This window comes from Pseudorhodoplanes sp. (assembly GCF_059499825.1).
Window position 1 is genome coordinate 1 of sequence record NZ_JCABZI010000015.1, and the last position, 16,721, is coordinate 16,721.

Consider the following 16,721-nt stretch of genomic DNA (forward strand, 5'->3'; position numbering starts at 1 on the left):
CAGACCGGAACTCCTCGAGCAGCGACTTGGCTTCGATCCACATTCTTTTGTTGGCCGGATTGGTGAAGCGTTGCGCCTTCGAATCGAAAGACGCGCTGGTCCCCTCGAGCTCCTTCCACATCGCCTCGCGATCTTTCTTGCCTTGCGGATTACCCGTCAGCAGATACCCACGTAGCGTGGCCAGCGTAGAGTAGATGTTGCCGACGAGTTCGGTGCTATCGAGAGCAACCGGAACTCTCAGGTTGGCCATTCGTTCGACCGTTGTTGAGGCGCTGCTCGCAACGTAGAGGGTAAAACCAACCGCTACCGCCAATACAGCGCACACAGCGGCAAAGCCTGCGAACAACTTGGTACTGATTCTACGGTCAGCGAAAAAGCCGGCGCCCGCAGTGACCGCGGCCTGGTTCGAAGGCATCATGCTGTATCCTCGAAGATTAGACTGACCCGCGCGTCGGCTTCGCAGGCCTAGCGTGTCTTCCGCTATCTACATCCGACACTCGCTGGCACGGCGCCGTGGTATGAGATTCGAGGAAGCCCGACGAAGACTGCTTAAGGCAGCAGCATTGATTTTCGGTAAAAGTCGTCTGGTTTTGACTAAGAAGTAATCACCGCGCCTATAGACTGCGCAGCATCCAGTACACAACCAGAAGCTGACAACCGCAAGCTCAAGGTAATGGCCTCGCCTTTGGGCTCGCCGGTTGACTCGGCGCGAGTCTAATAAGCAGCGCAACGTCTACTGCGCCTCGATTGATCGGGGTCGAAGCTGCGAACCCTTTGTCTGTTAGGATAGACAGCTCTTGAGCAGGCTTGGGTCGTCCGAGCAAATATCCCTGAAGCTCGTCACAGCCTTCATTTGTCAGAAAGTCGAGTTGCTCTTTTGTCTCGATGCCTTCTGCAGTTACAGGCATGCGTAAGCCTCGTGCAAGACCAATAACTGCGCGAACAATCGCGGCGGACTGCGGGCTCCGGGTCACGTTGCGAACGAAGGTTCGATCAATCTTGATTTTGTCGAACGGAAACGACTGCAAATACGCTAATGACGAATAGCCGGTGCCAAAGTCATCCAAAGCTATTCGCACACCTAGGCTTTTTAGACGACGAAGGATCGAAAGGGCACGATCATAGTCGCTGATCAATACGCTCTCAGTTACTTCGAGCTCCAAACGATGAGGCTCGATACCGGTCCCAAGCAGAATCTCCAAGACTAGGCTTGGTAGGTCGCCTTGTTGAAACTGTATCGGCGAGATGTTTACGGCAATCCTATACGGGACTTTCCAGTTGCTCGCCTCCCGGCATGCCTCTCGGAGCGCCCACTCTCCAATTTTCAAAATGATCCCGCTATCTTCCGAGGCGGGGACGAAGACGGCTGGACTCAGGAGGCCTCGAGTCGGATGTTGCCAGCGAAGGAGCGCTTCAAAGCCGACAATCGACTGATCGGGGGCAAACTGAGGTTGGTAATGTAATCTCAGTTGGTCGGCTTTGACTGCTACCCGGAGTTCATTCTGCATTATCCGTTTGTCACGGATTTTCTGCTCCATTTGCGGTTCGAAGCATCTTACCGACCCCTTTGCCTCGCGCTTAGCCTGGTATAAGGCTGTGTCGCTCCGTGCCAGTAACGCCTCAGCGTCCAGGGCATCGTTGGGATAATACGCTACTCCAATGCTGAAGCCGGTACGCACCGTGTGATCCATCAATGGGATCTCGTCGTTAGCGAGATCCAAAAGCGCATGAGCGATCGCCATTGCCGCACCGGGCTTGTCGCCTTCGAACACAAGGATGCAGAATTCGTCGCCGCCAAAACGAGATATACACCCCGCGCCAGCCACTTCTTTCAACCTTCCCGCCACATGGCGAAGTACCGCGTCGCCGGCGGCGTGCCCAAACGCATCATTAATTTCCTTGAACCGATCAAGATCGATATTGAGAACGGCTAGCCGCTGTGCATTTGCGCGAGCGGACTCTATCGCCCTGTTCAGTTCCCTACTGAAGCAGGCGCGATTGGGTAGTTGCGTGACTGGATCGTAATGTGCCAAAAATTCAATTCGCTCCTGCGCCTCGTGCCACTTGGTGATGTCTTCAAAGGTAGTAACCCAACCCCCACTTTCCATCGGTTGATTTACGACTCTCATTTTCGCGCCTGAGCGACGGTCGATTGTCCGAATTGACTTGCGACCTTCTCTGACAGCCGACACAATCTCGTGGAACTTCTTGTCTGGGTCTTCCGTCAGATCCCCGAGTTCGTTTCGTAGCCTGAATACTTCCAGCAAACTCCGGCCCTGCATCAATTCACGCGGAAGGCCCATGAGTTTTCTATATTGTTCGTTGAAAAGGACAATGCGCCCGTCAGCGTCAAACATGCACAGGCCCTGCGCCATGTTTTCCAGGGCCACGTCCAGCTGCGATTTTTTCTCCAAAAGCGCCTGCTCGGAACGAAGCCTGTCCGTCACATCCTCATGTGTGACGACCCAACCGCCTCCAGGCAGTGGGGACGTCACAACATGCACGCTGCGACCGTCAGGCAGAGGCACATTTCGCTCGTAAGATTGACCGCCGCCCAGGTTATCCCGGAGGTCCGACAGGTAGCTCTCTACGCCTCCACAAAGGCTACCCGTTCTGCTTCGCAATTCGAGCAGGCCGCGCATCGTCATTCCTACCTGAACCCTGTCTTCAGGCAGCTTGTAAATTTGCGAGTAGCGACTGTTATACAGGATCAATGTTTCTGCAGCGTCAAACATCAAGAGACCTTGAGACATGTTGTCCAGGGCGGCATCTGTGAGGTGTTTGTTCGCGATGAGACGATCTTCAGCGGCCTTTTGCGAGCTCACGTCGATGATGACGATCAGGCGCGCCGCATCACCCTCATATTGAATATGCTGGCCGAAGGCGGTAACCCAAAATCTTGTCCCGTCAGCCTTTACATGTGTCCACCGCTCAGTGCCTTGGGAAAGCCTGCCTGAAGCCGCAAACTTTATGAACATCTCCCGGTCTTCGGGCGGTCGCAGGTCGTGACTACGGAGGGCGAGGAAGGCGGCCTCTGTATAACCATAGCAAGCTTGGGCCGCCGGATTGACCGCGACGATGCGCTGAGACGCTTCGTGCACGACCCACATCGGGAGCGGATTGCCTGTAAAAAGTGTCTGGAAGGCGTGGCTCATCTACGTGGCCTTTGCCGAATGAATTTGAGATGCCTCTATAATGGACACACCAATATACCGCGTTACAGAATCGAGTTAGTTTTTAGCTATCCTCTTTATATTTGGCAGAGCCAGGAGCTAAGCGGTACGAACTGCGGGCGGCGGCACGCTATTCGGTTGAGGCAGTGTGTTGGCCGGATTGACAATTTGGACGACGCCAGCGCACAGACGGGCCGCGCTTCTACCGTCGCCCGACGACTTTGATGCGTCGCAAGGCTGGACGAAGTTTCTTGAACGCCAAGGTCTCTCGCTCGAAAAGCAAAAGCTGCACTTTCGGTTTTACACGCATTGCGCCGTCCAAGCGATATGCACGCAATTTGCCGATGGGCTGCGACGGCAACTCACTCATGGCGCAATGTCCGGCTTTATCAGTTCTCCAATTCCGGGATACGACTTCGAGACGACTTACACCGGACTGGAGCGCGTTTATCGCGGTCAACATGCGTTCGAGCCCCGGATACAATCCCTGAGCAATGTGTCTGCCCAGTTTCCGTTTCTTCCAAATCCAAGCGCCGGTGTTTTAAACGCTAAGTATCTTATTGAGAACTTCGTACTTCCCAACCTGCAAAACCCTCAAGCATTCATCGACGATTTTCAAAGCTACAGCGGCAATGTTTGCGCGTCAGCCGCGACGGTTAGCCGAGCCATCGAACAGATATCCACAAAAGCGACCTTCGCATAGGCAAACGCATGGTTTGGAGTACGAGCACAGAGCGGATGGCAAAGTTGCGCCAATCTATTCAACCGGATCTTGTCGATTTTCGAATTCCGGGTCCCCGTCCCCATCCATCCCCATCCACATCGTCCAGCGGTACCGAGTCCACCACATCCAACGTCTGCGGCGGCTCGGGTGTCCAAGAGGGCTTTGCCCCTAGCGCCTTAATCGTTTCATGCTTCGCAGAGTCGATTTCGAAAAGCATCACTTCGCGGACCACATGCCTTGGATTCTCATCGGCGAGTCGTGTCGCAATTCGTCCGGGTATTTTTCGGGCAGCGGCTCGCACCTTTTCACATTGCTCGCGCATGAGCCGGCGCACGTCTTCGATTCCAATGCTGGACGATTCGAGTCGGTCCAATTCGGCTTGCCACTTCGCGGCGTTCATTCGCGCCACGGCCGCGCGCGGATCGGAATAGGGCAACAGCGATTCGTGACTTCCTGCATCGGGTGATTGGGTACTGCATGACCGGCGACACCAGCGAACAGCTGCTGTTCTTCTTTCACGGGGCGTCCGCAATGGAAAATCCACCAAGGTCGATATCTGGGCCTATATCCTAGGCAGCTATGCCACCATCCTTCCGATCGAGACCTTTCTGAACGCGGCGACGCGGGACGGCGCCGCAGCGTCGCCGCACCTCGCAAAGCTTCGCGGCGTTCGCTTGGTCCGCAGTTCGGAGGCTGAGCGTGACGCGGTGCTGGCAGAAACTGTCATCAAGAACGTCACCTCGGGTGAGCCCATCGTGGTCCGGGAGCTTCACAAGACCTTCTTTGAGCTGCGACCGCAGTTCAAGCTAATCATCTCGGGGAACTACAAGCCCAAGATTAAAGGTACCGATGACGGCATCTGGCGCCGTATCGTTCTGGTGCCGTGGACGGTGCGCGTGCCGGACGATTTGTGTGACCCCCACCTTGCCGAGAAGCTGCGGGCGGAGAGCTCGGGCATTCTTAACCGGATGCTGGCCGGCCTAAAAGGCTGGTTGCAGAGCGGCCTGCAGACCCCTGGCGCGATCCTCGAAGCAACGGACGATTATCGGTCCTCATCTGATCCGCTCGCCCGCTTCCTCGCGGACTGTACGGAGCGAGACGTCGACTCCCGGGTGTCAGCGCATGACTTGTTCGTGCTATATGAGGCTTGGACCAAATCGGCCAGCGTCACGGCGTGGACGCGGACCGGCTTCGGACGGGCGATGGCCGACCGTGGTTATCGCAGCACGAAATCTGGCAATCACTATTGGCTCGGGCTCAGGCTGGTCAAAACGCCGCCCGATTTCGTCACCGAAGGCGCATTGCCGAAGGCGGTGCCGCCGGCCGATGGGGACGAAATCGAAATCTAGGGAACGATTTGACAGTTGAGGGAGCGTTTCGTGCGGGGCAGATCGCCAAATCTGCCCCTTAACTTATTCCGATCACTGGCAGATTTTTCTTTAGGGAGCGTTGGGAGTGTTTTTTGAGTCTGATGAATACAAAAAATTACAACTACCCTCTCTGTACGCTCTCAGCCTTGCAAAAACACTCCCAACGCTCCCGGCCCTTGTGTCAACGCTTCGCGTCAATCCTGTCAACGCTGTCAACCTAACAATTACGGGGCCTCACTAGCGAGGTCCGGGGCTGAGCCCCACCGCATACGCTTGAGCGAGGAAGGACCCAAAGCAATGTCCGCTTCGGAAATTATCGAGAAGAGCAGCCGCTTCAATATTGAAACGCTAAAGTTAGCTTTCCCGCAGCCGGAACTCTTGAGGGCTTAGGCCAGTTGCCTTGCGAAAAGCGCGTGCGAAATGCGCCGGTGCGGAATAACCGAGCACGGTTGAGATTCTGGTGATGGACACGCCGCCGTCGCGCAGGAGCTCCAGTGCCCGCCTATGGCGCATCATGTTCGCGATGCTGCGGAAGTCAGTGCCTTCGCGATTGAGCTCGCGCTGCAGCGTTCGCACGCTGGTATTGATCGAGCGTGCGGCGCTATCGATGGAGACATGTCCCGCCAGTACCTGAGACCAGACCTGCTCGGCGATGACGTCTCGCAGGTGGTTGATCTCGCCGCACGCGACGCGGACGCGCGCCACGTCCTCCCCCGTGACCAGCAGATGCGTGAGTTGTCGCTTGGGTCCTGCGCGCATACGTCTGGCGTCGAGTTGCACCGAAATCCGCGGAGCATCGAAGACGACCGGGCACTGGAATGTGTCTTCATAGATCGCGGCGCGGCATGTCGCCTGTGGCGCCGCCGGCGTCATCCTGAGCGTGTGCAGACAATATTTAACATCCGACTGGCGCCCCCAACTCATCGCGCTTGACTTTCCTCGGCCTGTACGTGCCGGCGCCGAAGGGAGCATTCCTCCCGATGCTGCGAATGTATTGGCCGAAGGAAGCCAATCCATCGATCCTCGACGGCACATGGTCGCCGCCGCAGATCGTGAAGGCGAACTGAGTGGCAGGGGCCCGAGGAGACTTTCTCCGAATGGATCATGGTCGGGAGGATCAATCCCGGCCATCTCCAGGTGCGGCTGCTAGATGCGCTGCGTTCAAGGCAACGGCTCTGACGTCCGCTTAGCAGGAAGTCTCTGAGTGAGAGACTTGTGCTCTAAGTCCGGTCAGAAACTTACCGTCCTCAACCGACTTAACCGACTTAACCTTGTTTTTTGGTCGTCCGGCTAGCGAGCGTTCGCGCTGAGCCCCACCGCATTGATTGGCCGGAAGGACCCGTCGGCCCCCGGCCTGAGCGTCATCGTGTCCGCTTCGTGCCAAAAGCAGACAGTGAGTACGCCAGCTGAGCGGCGACAAAGGCGAAGGACGGCTAAGCAGCCATCGTCCGCTTACGCTTTGACTTGAAGCAAAAACGGTACTTTTGACCTTTCGCGGGTCTTCGTTGCGTGCGCATGCGCATCTATCGCAATTGTCTTAGTGCAGGCGAAGTTAAACCGCTTATTCGCCGCTAATTCCGTTCCAGAAAGATATAGTCAGCCGAATACGGCACGTTGAGGAAAGATCCGGCCGTAGCGCAGTCGCCATTTGCGAGACCTCCGCGGGTATTTACCCGCTGGACCGTAACAATATTCGACAGCAGGCCCCAGCCCCGGCGCGAAATGACCTTCAGCCTCAGTAACGGGATATCCGCCGCCGACGCGCCCGGAGCGGTGCCGGCGACCTTGCCGACGATTGCGCTGCCGTCGGCCATTTCCCAGTTAGGCCCGGCGTAGTGGCGCCCGACCGTCTTATCGCCGATCAGCAGTGTCGCGACCGGCTCGCGAAAGCGCCAGGTCAGCTTGCCTTCGGCATCCGGCATGCACTGGTAGATCTGAGCGCCCTGCGCATTGATGGTGGTCACCGCAATCTCGCCGGACGTCGTGATCGGGTCCGGAGACTCACCGAATGCAGGTGACAACATCGACAGGACAGTCACTGTCACGCAGCACGTCACGAATGTTCTTGTGGTCACGTGCAACCCCCTTGATGTACGAGCGAGGCGAAGACCGGAGCGACACATCCGGTCTTCGCCGCGCAACTCAGCGCTTAGTGACGACAATTTCGAGATATTCGCTCGGGACCACCATGGTGCCGTCGGTCGCGCGGTTGAAGCGCGCGATCAGCGCATGGAGGTCGTGAAGCAAAGCTGCGCGCCGCTCCTGATCGAGTGCGCCGAGGGCCTTGAGGATCGGTCCGTAGTAGTCGCCGAAAACCGCCAAGCAATGCTCCGGCGAGCGATAGCGAAACACGAAGTTACGCGACTCCGCGTGGATCGCCTGCGCGCCATTGGAGAACAACTCCGCAATCCGCTCTTTTGTGCCCCACAGTGCCGGCGACTTGACGCCAGCCGCCGGCGGCAGGTAGGCACCCAGCGTCTTGAAGACCTGTCCGATGTAGCCCTGCGGCGTCCAATTCGCCATGCCGATCGAGCCGCCTGGCTTGCAGACGCGCATCATCTCGGCCGCCGCCTTCTCCTGGTCCGGCGTGAACATCACGCCGAAGGTCGAGAGCACGACATCGAAGCTCGCTTCCGCGAACGGAAGGTTCTCCGCGTCGGCCTCCTGGAACGCAACCGGAAGGTGCTCGGCGTGCGCGCGCGCCCGGCCCTTCTCGAGCAGTGCGCCGACATAGTCGGTGGACACCACGTCGCCGAAACGGCGCGCGGCCGCAAGCGTGGCATTGCCGTTGCCTGCGGCGATGTCCAGCACGCGCTGTCCGGCCCGCAGGTCAACGGCCTCGCAGAGGTTTTCGCCAACGATCTGCAAGGTGGTGCCGACGACGGCGTAGTCGCCGGAGCTCCAGGCGGCCTTTTGCTTGGTCTTCACGGCCGCAAGGTCCGGTGCGACGGCGATGGGGGTCTGGATGTTCACGTCAGTTTTTCCTTTGGTTGAGTTGAGAGTGAAGGCACGCTGCAGGACCCTCGCGGCACCTAACCGCTTGGGCAGTTTCGTCAGTTGGTCAGCAGGAAGTCTTTATCGGTCAGCAGCGCGGTTCGTGCGGTGCGATGGCCTTGCCGTCACCGTTGCGGTGTAGGCAGCCATGGCCCGGTTCTTTCTGTCTGGACCACGCGGCCGCGCTCACGCGGCCGTGTTGCGGCGGCCGCGGTCTGGTGAGGCGCGTTCTGTGGTTCGGTCTTCAGTGGGGCGGCTCAAGGCCGCCGGACGCCAGTGAAATGACACTTGACATCGCATAATTCCAATTCATTGTTACTATTATAACGATGAAGCATGACTATAGATGCGAAGCCTCAATCTGGATCAGTTGCGGGCGCTGGAGGCGGTGGTGGAGCTCGCGAGTTTCACCGGAGCAGCGCGTCAATTGAACCTCTCGCAATCCGCGGTCAGTGTTCAAATCCGGGAGCTTGAAGAGAGGCTCGGCGTCCGTCTGCTTGATCGGCTTGGCAAGAAGGCCTACCCGACCGAGGCTGGACGCGAAGTTATAGCCCACGCGCGACGTATTTCTGAAGAAGTGAACTCTATTGCGGATGCGATGCGCCGCATACGTGACGGCTGGATCGGTCGCGTCCACATCGGCGCTGCGCTGACCGCCCTGATCTATCTGCTGCCGCCGGCGCTCAAAGGCCTGCACGCTGAACATCCCGGCATCGACATCCTGGTCAGCACCGCACCTACACCGGAGATGTTGAACAACATTCTGCGCAACGACGTAGACATCGGCCTCGTAACAATGCCGGTTGAGGACACTCGCCTTTCGATTACTCCTCTGCATGAAGAACCGTTGGTCGCGATCCTCCCCGCGTCCGCGCGTGGCGTTCCGAAAACAGTCACACCCGCTTACGTCGCCGAGCAGTTTTTAGTTCTTGAATTCGGAGCAGTTAGTGCGCTGGTCCGAAAATGGCTGTCCAGTAATAGCGCGCAAGCCCCGCGGCGCTCAATGACCGTCAGCGGCGTTGAAGCCGTCAAGGTCGTTGTGGCCGCAGGCATGGGCATGTCGATCGTACCGGCAATGTCCGTGAGCCGCCGCAGCGACGATGTGGTCGTCCGGCCGCTTACGCCGCCCCTTACCCGCACGCTTGGGCTGGTCCAGCATCGCAACAAACCAGAAGATAATGCTTTCAGGATCGTACGCGCCGCACTCATGACGCTTGGGAATATTTCAGAGTCGTCCCCGAAAAGGCGGGTAGCCAAAGCGCCTTAAATGTTCTTGGCGCGCCGCTAGTTCGGGGTGGTTTTCGCGAAGCGGACGACGCGGTACCACTTATCGGTCTCGGCAGCGATCAACGCGTCAAAGCTTGCGGGCGGCCCCGCAAGTGTCGTGGAGCCCATACCCTCCAATCGACTGACGACTAAGGGCTCCGCGAGAACTGAATTAATCGCGCTGTTCAAGGCACCTACAATCTCGGAAGGCGTGCTTACTGGAGCAGCCACGCCATACCAAGAGCTCGATTCATAGCCTGGTACGGACTCTGCGATGGTCGGCAGGTCGGGAAGCAACGGCGAGCGGAAGGCTGTCGTCACGGCCAACGGACGAACCTTACCGCTTCGGATGTGTTCAATGGCCGTCGCCATGTTGTCGAACATGACGTTCGTGCGTCCGCCCAACAGATCCGCGAGCGCGGGTGCGGCACCGCGATAAGGAATATGAAGAATTGCGATCCCCGTCATCATCTTGAAGAGATCGATGGACACATGCCCCGGGCTGCCATTGCCCGCCGAGCCGGCAATCAGTGTGTCGGGGTTTTGCTTCGCATATGCGATAAGTTCAGCGACGGTATGGACTGGGAGCGACGGATGCACTTGCAGTACATTCTGCATGCGAGCCACACCGGCAACGCCCCTCATGTCACGGAGGAAACTAAAGGAGAGACTGTCGAACAACGTGGCGTTGATGGCGTTGGCAGCAGACGCCAGCAGCAGTGTGCTGCCGTCCGGCACGGAGCGAACGACGTGCTCGGTTGCGATATTCGTCGCGGCCCCTGGTCTGTTCTCGACCACAAATTGCTGGCCGAGCCGGCTCGTAAGCCGTTCTGCGATCAAACGCGCAATTAGGTCGGTCGCGCCGCCCGGGGCATATCCGACGATGATGCGCACGGTTCGATTTGGATACTTTTGCGCTTTCGCGATCGATGGCATGGCCGGGATCGCCAGAGCTGCACCGCAGAGGCCAATCAACCGGCGTCGAGACAGGGTTGAGACAATTGCGGGCATTTGATCTGTGACTTGCTCGCGTTTTCTCGCTAGAGGCCGGCGGGTCAAAGCTAGCAGGGATCAGGCACGCCACACGCGGAAAATGCCGCTACCCAGCGACTTGTCTCGCGAAGACCGACCGATTTCTAAGCGACAAATAATCGCACGCGTCGGCATCCTCGACAATTGACGATCTCTTAACACTCGAGCATTTGACGGTCACCACCGGTCGGCTGCTTCTGGCTACGATGTCTGTTTTGGGTCAAAGCGGTCTTGAGCCTATATCCGCTTAGTGCATAGCAGTCAGTTTGCGGCTGCGGCTCCCAGCCGCTGTAAGCGTATTAGGCTTGCGCCAGAGTCCCTGGCGGGCGCGAAAGCAGCAGAAGCACGGTAAGAAGAGCTTGGTTCATTACCCCCGCCACGGCTGCGATGACGAAGCCGCTTACGTAACTACCCGTCAGGTCGAAAGCGACAGCACCTTGAAATCCTCCAACGGCGTGTCCGAGCCACGCGAATGCCAGAACAATGCCCATAAGAGCGCCGCGGCGGAGCGCCGGAGTTAGCGCACGCGCGGAAACGAGTAAGCTCGTCATCACGCCGGCGTAGGCGAAGCCGTACACGACACCAAAGCCCAGGAAGCCCCGTAGCGAAACGGACTGTGTGAAGGCCAGAACGCCAATCGTTTGAAGCGCCGAGGCGACTGCCCAGGACTGAAGCGGACCTATCATGTCGCAAAGCTTACCGTAAGCGACGCGACCAAAAATGGCCGCAAGCAACATTGCGAGCATCACCCCACCGGCTTCGGTTGCTGGTATGCAGAAACCTTGGATTAACGGCATCAGGTGCATGAGTGGCACGGCCATGCAGGCGCAACAGAAGAACACGGCCGCGCTAAGTATTGGGACGGCCACAGCGACTGGAATAGACGGCACTTGCTCTGCGCCGCTCGCTGTAACAGACGCGGGAGCGTCGCGCATGCTCGCTGCAAGCGGGATCAATACCGCCAACGTGGCAATGCCCAACACCATCATCGCTCCGCGCCAGCCAAATGCTTCAATGAAAAAAGCAGAAAGTAAGGGCACGCCGCCTTGGCCGATCGCCTGTCCAGCCGCAGCGATGCCTATTGCTAACCCGGCCATGCCTGGAAACCAATTGCCAACTGTTGCAAAAATTGGAGCGAACAGCGCTCCGCCGCCAATCGCGCCCGCTAAGAAGAAAGTTAGGTAAACGTGCCAAAGCGCGCGGACTTGGGACGTCAGGAGTAGGCACACACCCATTGCTGCCACAGCAATCAAGCAGATTGCTCTGATGCCGATGCGATCCGAGACAAAACCCATGACCACGCTGCCGAGCGCCAGGCCGAGCAATCCGAAGCTATTGATGGCCGCTGCGTCGGACCTACTCCAGCCTTCGGCAATTTCCATCGGGATGAACAATGCCGTCAGGCCGTTAACGAGCATCCCCATAAAGACGGCAAGGATCAGGGCAGCCGAGCCCACGATGATCCAACGGCGATGGTGCTCCACGTCGAGTCCTCCAACGGCAGGGTCTATAGGGCATTTCGAATTATATCGATTATACAGCTCTCAATTGGCCTATCACAATCCATCATGGTTGACGTAACTCTGACACTTTAGCCGTGTCGCGTATCATTCCGAAAAGCCACGCCACTCCGCCATCCATTAGCGCGGCTCTGGAAGCGACAACGCGGATTAGATCGCGTCTAGGGGGAAGTGGCGCCTTCGTGCCCACGACGCGGAAACGTGCGGCGTGCCTCGCAACGAGCTGCTTTGGCAAAGCGCCGATCAAGTCGGTCTCCGCAATGATTGCGAGGGCCATCATGAAGTTCGGAACAGTGAGTTCTATTCGACGCTTCATTCCGCGTTCTGCGAGTGCCATGTCGACGAACCCATGCGCATCGCCGGTGAGCGATACGAGAAGGTGGCTCATCTCGCAGAACCGTTTCAGGGTCGGCGTCTTGGAATAAGGGTGACCTATCCGAGCCGCGATGACGAATTCTTCCTCGTAGATTCTTTGGCCCTCGAAGCGCGCAGGAGTCTCATGGATAGGAACGATCGCAAGGTCGATGGCGCGTGCCTCAAGATCGTCAAGGGCCGGTTGCCAGACACGCTCGAACGGCACGCCGTGCGGAGGCAGAATTTGCCGAATACCGATATCGATACCAGGCGCTGTTTTCTTTAATGTTGCGAGCAGGGGCGGCAGTACTACGGCTGAGACGCCATCGGGTGCGCCAATCATGAATCGGCGCTTTGAGGTAGCCGGATCGAACGGTTCAGCAGTTGCAACTACCTTCCTGATTTGACCCAGGATGTCAGAAATGGGTGCAGCGAGTTCAGCGGCTCTCGCAGTAGGGACCACCCCTTTTGGCGTCCTTAAAAACAGCGGGTCATTCAGTAAGCGGCGAAGACGTCCAAGCCCATGACTAACCGCTGATGCCGAAAGGTGCAGCCGCTCAGCTGCCCGACCGACGTGCCGTTCAGCCAGCACGGTCTCGAAAAGGACAAGTAAATTTAGATCCAGCCGGGATAGATCAATTTGGTTCAGCATATTGGTGAAATCATATCATTGGCTTCATCATTATCAAGATGCGATTTGTCGGTTCCGCCACGCTACTCAGTGCGCGCAGAGGAGTGAAAGAAAATGACGGATCCAAAATTGCTGATTGCCATGATAGGGATAGTCACACCGGCCTTGGCAACGATTCAGCCCGCAGCGGGTCAGATTCACCGGTCGCACGTAGACAACCCGCCTGCCGCGCGCAGTCACTCAATCACTGTGCCCGCCGCTGACGCTATCGCGGTCGTCGACTTCTGGCGCGAGGCCGGACCTAAACTATGGTTCGCCAAGGACGAGTTCTTCGACCGGCGCTTTCGCGAGCGCTTCTTGCTAGCGCATGAAGCCGCCGCGCGGGGCGAGCTCGCAGCCTGGACGTCAACGCCGTACGGAGCGTTGGCGCTATTGTTGTTGCTCGACCAGTTTCCACGTAATGCCTTTCGTGGCACGCCGCGTATGTATTCTACAGATGAAATGGCGCGGGAGATCGCAAAAGCAGTTATAGCAGCTGGTCATGATCGCGAGGTGGAGACGGAGCTGTCGCTCTTCATCTATCTGCCGTTTGCCCATTCTGAGGACTTGGCGGATCAGGAACGCTCCGTTGAGCTGGTCCGGAGACTGGGACAACCCAGCCTGTCGCATGCGCAGAGACACCGCGACATCATTCGGCGCTTCGGCCGCTTTCCGCATCGCAACGCAATCCTCGGTCGCACCATGAGTCCGGACGAGCAGGATTTCCTCAACCATGGCGGTTACGCCGGGTGACAGCGAGGCGATGCGCGCTGCAATTCCTCTTGTGATTTCTAGTTACTGGTTTGCTCCCTGGGAAATGAACTTCTTCGGCACAACCGGTCGGTCGCTAGGAGACGGCTGATGACGAACATGCACACCGGCCAGATGTCCGTTCTGGCCACAGTTTCTATCGGCATGGCGCTGGGTACGATGGCGTTGTGGCTGGCAGGGGCTTCAGCTGCATCAGGCCCGTCATGTCCGTCTTCGGCGCGCACAATGGCACGTCTAGAGATGGTTTTTGGAACTTCTCGCCTTCAGAGCGCGCCAGTGAGCGGTGAGGAATGGGCAAGATTTTTGGACAACGAGGTTACTCCGCGCTTTCCTGATGGTTTCACCGTCCTCCAAGGCCCGGGCCAATGGCGAGGCAACGACGGCCGCCTCGCGAAGGAGGTGTCCAACATCCTTGTCATTTGGCACGAGCCGACAAGGCGCACAGAGGCTGACATCGAGTCAATTCGGTCAGCCTACAAGGAACGGTTTGATCAGGATAGTGTGATGCGCGTCGACAGTACATCGTGCGTCTCATTCTAATGCACTCGGCCTGATAGTTGCGGACCACGTATCTGCCGGCTCAAACCGAACCTTATACTTGTCGCCGTCCGTCTTCGAGGGATCTTGGGCGTGCACTGCGGATCTGAGTACCAAGGCTGCTATTGCGAAAAATCGAAACATTTTTCTGCTCCCTAGCTTACAGGTTCCAAGGCGCTCATACGCGCGCGAAAATCCAATATGGGATTCTTTGCGGTGTCCGCTTTGGGTCAGAAAAGGACGTCTACGATTGAGAGATTGTGCGCTAAGCCCAGGCGGCACTTGCCGTACTTAACCGACTTAACCGCAAAGGCGCCTTTCGTAACATGTCTACCGGCGTGGTGGTGAAGCTTGATTAGATTGCTGAGCATGGCATGGGGCAAGGTTGCCAGCCGAACCACTGCACTTAGGCCCGAGCGGATTGACGGAGCGCCGGATCAGGTAATGCCTGAGTCATGTTCTGGATTTGGAGCTTAAGTACGCGACAGTGCTTCTGACCCCCAACAAGGCACCGCTGCGAACGGCGCGGGCCGGATCTGCGGCATCCGGTACGTTACCCCCTGGATGAAACACATACTGAATACCGGTTGCACGGTCCAACCGGGCCTGATCTGCGCCAGATAGCTTATTTCCAGCAGCATCTCATAGTCGCGGATCGGCTGCATTTCACCGGAAAACGCGATCGCATCGTAGTCCAGGGCGCCCGCGACGCTCGACATGCGCGCGTAGATTAGGCTGGCGCCAAACTTGTCAGCCGGCCGTCCGGGCAACATCCCGGCGAACACAATGCCGGTATCAAAGAAGAAATCGACGAGATTGCGATCTGACTGCGTTGCGCCAAAGCGGCCGAATAGGCTGATCCCACTATCGGCGTCGCCGCCCTTGGGACGAAAGATCTGCTGATCGAAAATACCATACACGCCGCCGTTTCGCAGATACTGTCGAGCGATGCCGCTGCTGAGTGGGTCAGCAAGGGAAAGGCCTAGATTGTCAAAGCGCAAATCGTCGAATTTGCCGAAATGATACCAGCCGCCCAGACGCAAAATTCCGGCCAGGCCCGACGAGTCCTTTTCCTGGTTATACTTGTACTGTAGTTCAGCCATTACCAGAGGTGGATCGTTGACGCGGAAGTTCGTGCCGTGCCGATTGACGGTTGCCTGATCGCCCGGATCGCCGTTGAACACCGCGGCCAATATCGACCAATGCGGGCTGGGGTCGAATCTAAGCCGCACGCCCGGTGTCGACAATGGATAGGCCGGGCCGCCTGCCGGCAAGTTGGCGCCAAGGATTATCGGCCAGTCGTTGCTGATGAAGATCTTCGCGTAGTTGCTCACGAAGAACTCGCCGTCGGCTGCAAGCTGCCCAAAACGGATACTGAAGGTATCATTCAGAAGCTTCTGTTCCATCCAAACTTCGGACAGTCGCGTCGAGGACACGGCCTCGATGTTGCTGATGGTTATCAGGCTTTCAAAGTGATCGTCGCGGAGCCCACGAGAGCGATGAATTTGAAAGCCGTTCGCGAATAGGCTCAGCCCCTTCCATCCAGTTAGCTTCTCAAAATCCACGTTGAGCAGCGCTTCAAGTTTGCCCTCGTAAATGCTTCCCTGGTCCACGCCGCCGGAAGTATTCCGCAGCCCTTCCCCAGTATAGATCAGACCGTAAGTGATGCCGCGCTCGCTGAGTCGTTTGCGCGCGCCAAACGGATCGCCATTGGCTGGCAAGCTGGTGGCAACGGAGGGGGCAGGAATACCGTCTGCGCCGGCGTCCTCGGCGATGGCGGTGCCTTGAACCAGACCCGCTATCAAAACTGCCAAAGCCAAGGCTCGCTTCCGTGAACCACCTTTGATCGGGCGCTTTCCCAAGCCCCCGCGCAGAACAGTTACAGCACGCATCAGAAGCCCGCTTTTTGCGAATGACTCGCAACAATGAAAATGACACGACAACAACCTTGCGTCAATCTTTTTGCAACTAAGTTGCAGGTGCAAATAAGGGCAGTTAAAAAGAAAAAGCCCGGCGAGCGGCGTCAGCACCGAGCGCATTATGCGGCCGGGCTGAGTAGGAATAGAATGGGTCGCAAAACAGAAGGAGCGCCAGAGCCGCCCGGAGGTCATCCGCCGGCTTGTCGAGAAAGGCCTAAAAGCGAAGCCATGATTTGGTTTCTAATCGGCGCCGTAGCCGGGGTGACGCAAACAGGACTCAAGCTCTGGCAATTAGGCGGAACCTCAAACCACCCCGTGCAAGGCCTGGTCTTCGGCGCATTCGCGGGCGCCGCCTTCTACGGCACCATACTTTGGCTCTTAGCCAAACTTT

The 16,721-nt window shown here is 57.7% G+C and carries 15 protein-coding genes and 1 pseudogene; 6 read left to right on the plus strand and 10 right to left on the minus strand.

Going from position 1 to position 16,721, the window contains the following annotated elements:
- Nucleotides 1-418 (minus strand): annotated as a pseudogene (locus AC5I5I_RS21120) (methyl-accepting chemotaxis protein); the annotation flags it as partial.
- Nucleotides 419-665: 247 nt separating this feature from the next.
- Nucleotides 666-3,155, minus strand: a complete 2,490-nt coding sequence (locus tag AC5I5I_RS21125; protein ID WP_495976318.1) for an EAL domain-containing protein — start codon at nt 3,153-3,155, stop codon at nt 666-668.
- 169 nt (nt 3,156-3,324) lie between these two features.
- On the opposite strand from AC5I5I_RS21125, the gene AC5I5I_RS21130 reads away from it, so the two are divergent.
- A complete protein-coding gene (locus AC5I5I_RS21130) occupies nt 3,325-3,876 on the plus strand; it encodes a hypothetical protein (protein ID WP_495976320.1) in 552 nt (183 codons plus the stop codon).
- A 58-nt stretch (nt 3,877-3,934) separates the two neighbouring features.
- Here the strand turns inward: AC5I5I_RS21130 and AC5I5I_RS21135 are convergent, their stop codons facing one another.
- Nucleotides 3,935-4,297, minus strand: a complete 363-nt coding sequence (locus tag AC5I5I_RS21135) for a hypothetical protein (RefSeq protein ID WP_495976322.1) — start codon at nt 4,295-4,297, stop codon at nt 3,935-3,937.
- A 73-nt stretch (nt 4,298-4,370) separates the two neighbouring features.
- Between AC5I5I_RS21135 and AC5I5I_RS21140 the strand changes: the two genes are divergently transcribed.
- Nucleotides 4,371-5,246, plus strand: coding sequence for a DNA primase family protein (locus AC5I5I_RS21140; RefSeq protein ID WP_495976356.1), 876 nt, complete (start codon nt 4,371-4,373; stop codon nt 5,244-5,246).
- A 375-nt stretch (nt 5,247-5,621) separates the two neighbouring features.
- On the opposite strand, the gene AC5I5I_RS21145 is transcribed toward AC5I5I_RS21140, so the two are convergent.
- Nucleotides 5,622-6,191 carry a helix-turn-helix transcriptional regulator gene (locus AC5I5I_RS21145; protein ID WP_495976324.1) on the minus strand — a complete coding sequence of 190 codons (570 nt, stop codon included), beginning with the start codon at nt 6,189-6,191 and terminating at the stop codon, nt 5,622-5,624.
- A 5-nt stretch (nt 6,192-6,196) separates the two neighbouring features.
- On the opposite strand from AC5I5I_RS21145, the gene AC5I5I_RS21150 reads away from it, so the two are divergent.
- On the plus strand, nt 6,197-6,334 hold the full coding sequence (locus AC5I5I_RS21150; protein WP_495976326.1) for a hypothetical protein: 138 nt from the start codon (nt 6,197-6,199) through the stop codon (nt 6,332-6,334).
- Nucleotides 6,335-6,838: 504 nt separating this feature from the next.
- Here AC5I5I_RS21150 and AC5I5I_RS21155 read toward each other — a convergent pair.
- Together AC5I5I_RS21155 and AC5I5I_RS21160 are read right to left on the minus strand one after the other, a co-directional pair.
- On the minus strand, nt 6,839-7,231 hold the full coding sequence (locus AC5I5I_RS21155) for a DUF3455 domain-containing protein (protein WP_495976327.1): 393 nt from the start codon (nt 7,229-7,231) through the stop codon (nt 6,839-6,841).
- A gap of 178 nt (nt 7,232-7,409) precedes the next feature.
- Nucleotides 7,410-8,240, minus strand: a complete 831-nt coding sequence (locus AC5I5I_RS21160) for a methyltransferase domain-containing protein (protein WP_495976328.1) — start codon at nt 8,238-8,240, stop codon at nt 7,410-7,412.
- Nucleotides 8,241-8,607: 367 nt separating this feature from the next.
- Between AC5I5I_RS21160 and AC5I5I_RS21165 the strand changes: the two genes are divergently transcribed.
- A complete protein-coding gene (locus AC5I5I_RS21165) occupies nt 8,608-9,528 on the plus strand; it encodes a LysR family transcriptional regulator (RefSeq protein ID WP_495976330.1) in 921 nt (306 codons plus the stop codon).
- A 17-nt stretch (nt 9,529-9,545) separates the two neighbouring features.
- Here AC5I5I_RS21165 and AC5I5I_RS21170 read toward each other — a convergent pair whose 3' ends face one another.
- From AC5I5I_RS21170 to AC5I5I_RS21180, 3 genes are all read right to left on the minus strand, one after another.
- Nucleotides 9,546-10,463 (minus strand): tripartite tricarboxylate transporter substrate binding protein, encoded by a 918-nt coding sequence (locus AC5I5I_RS21170; RefSeq protein ID WP_495976332.1) that lies wholly within the window; start codon nt 10,461-10,463, stop codon nt 9,546-9,548.
- A 395-nt stretch (nt 10,464-10,858) separates the two neighbouring features.
- Entirely contained in the window at nt 10,859-12,043 is a 1,185-nt protein-coding gene (locus AC5I5I_RS21175; RefSeq protein ID WP_495976334.1) for an MFS transporter, read from the minus strand.
- An 82-nt stretch (nt 12,044-12,125) separates the two neighbouring features.
- Nucleotides 12,126-13,085, minus strand: coding sequence for a LysR family transcriptional regulator (locus AC5I5I_RS21180; protein WP_495976336.1), 960 nt, complete (start codon nt 13,083-13,085; stop codon nt 12,126-12,128).
- A gap of 93 nt (nt 13,086-13,178) precedes the next feature.
- Between AC5I5I_RS21180 and AC5I5I_RS21185 the strand changes: the two genes are divergently transcribed.
- Nucleotides 13,179-13,856, plus strand: a complete 678-nt coding sequence (locus AC5I5I_RS21185; protein WP_495976338.1) for a DUF924 family protein — start codon at nt 13,179-13,181, stop codon at nt 13,854-13,856.
- Between the two features lie 108 nt (nt 13,857-13,964).
- Nucleotides 13,965-14,414 carry a DUF3574 domain-containing protein gene (locus tag AC5I5I_RS21190; RefSeq protein WP_495976340.1) on the plus strand — a complete coding sequence of 150 codons (450 nt, stop codon included), beginning with the start codon at nt 13,965-13,967 and terminating at the stop codon, nt 14,412-14,414.
- A gap of 470 nt (nt 14,415-14,884) precedes the next feature.
- On the opposite strand, the gene AC5I5I_RS21195 is transcribed toward AC5I5I_RS21190, so the two are convergent.
- Entirely contained in the window at nt 14,885-16,303 is a 1,419-nt protein-coding gene (locus tag AC5I5I_RS21195) for a carbohydrate porin (protein WP_495976342.1), read from the minus strand.
- Between the last annotated feature and the right edge of the window lie 418 nt (nt 16,304-16,721).

Coding starts and splice junctions, on each gene's coding strand:
- AC5I5I_RS21170 (WP_495976332.1), bottom strand. CDS start 10,463: ATGCCATCGATCGCGAAAGCGCAAAAGTATCCAAATCGAACCGTGCGC.
- AC5I5I_RS21190 (WP_495976340.1), top strand. CDS start 13,965: ATGACGAACATGCACACCGGCCAGATGTCCGTTCTGGCCACAGTTTCT.
- AC5I5I_RS21195 (WP_495976342.1), bottom strand. CDS start 16,303: ATGCGTGCTGTAACTGTTCTGCGCGGGGGCTTGGGAAAGCGCCCGATC.
- AC5I5I_RS21125 (WP_495976318.1), bottom strand. CDS start 3,155: ATGAGCCACGCCTTCCAGACACTTTTTACAGGCAATCCGCTCCCGATG.
- AC5I5I_RS21145 (WP_495976324.1), bottom strand. CDS start 6,191: ATGAGTTGGGGGCGCCAGTCGGATGTTAAATATTGTCTGCACACGCTC.
- AC5I5I_RS21165 (WP_495976330.1), top strand. CDS start 8,608: ATGCGAAGCCTCAATCTGGATCAGTTGCGGGCGCTGGAGGCGGTGGTG.
- AC5I5I_RS21135 (WP_495976322.1), bottom strand. CDS start 4,297: ATGAACGCCGCGAAGTGGCAAGCCGAATTGGACCGACTCGAATCGTCC.
- AC5I5I_RS21180 (WP_495976336.1), bottom strand. CDS start 13,085: ATGCTGAACCAAATTGATCTATCCCGGCTGGATCTAAATTTACTTGTC.
- AC5I5I_RS21185 (WP_495976338.1), top strand. CDS start 13,179: ATGACGGATCCAAAATTGCTGATTGCCATGATAGGGATAGTCACACCG.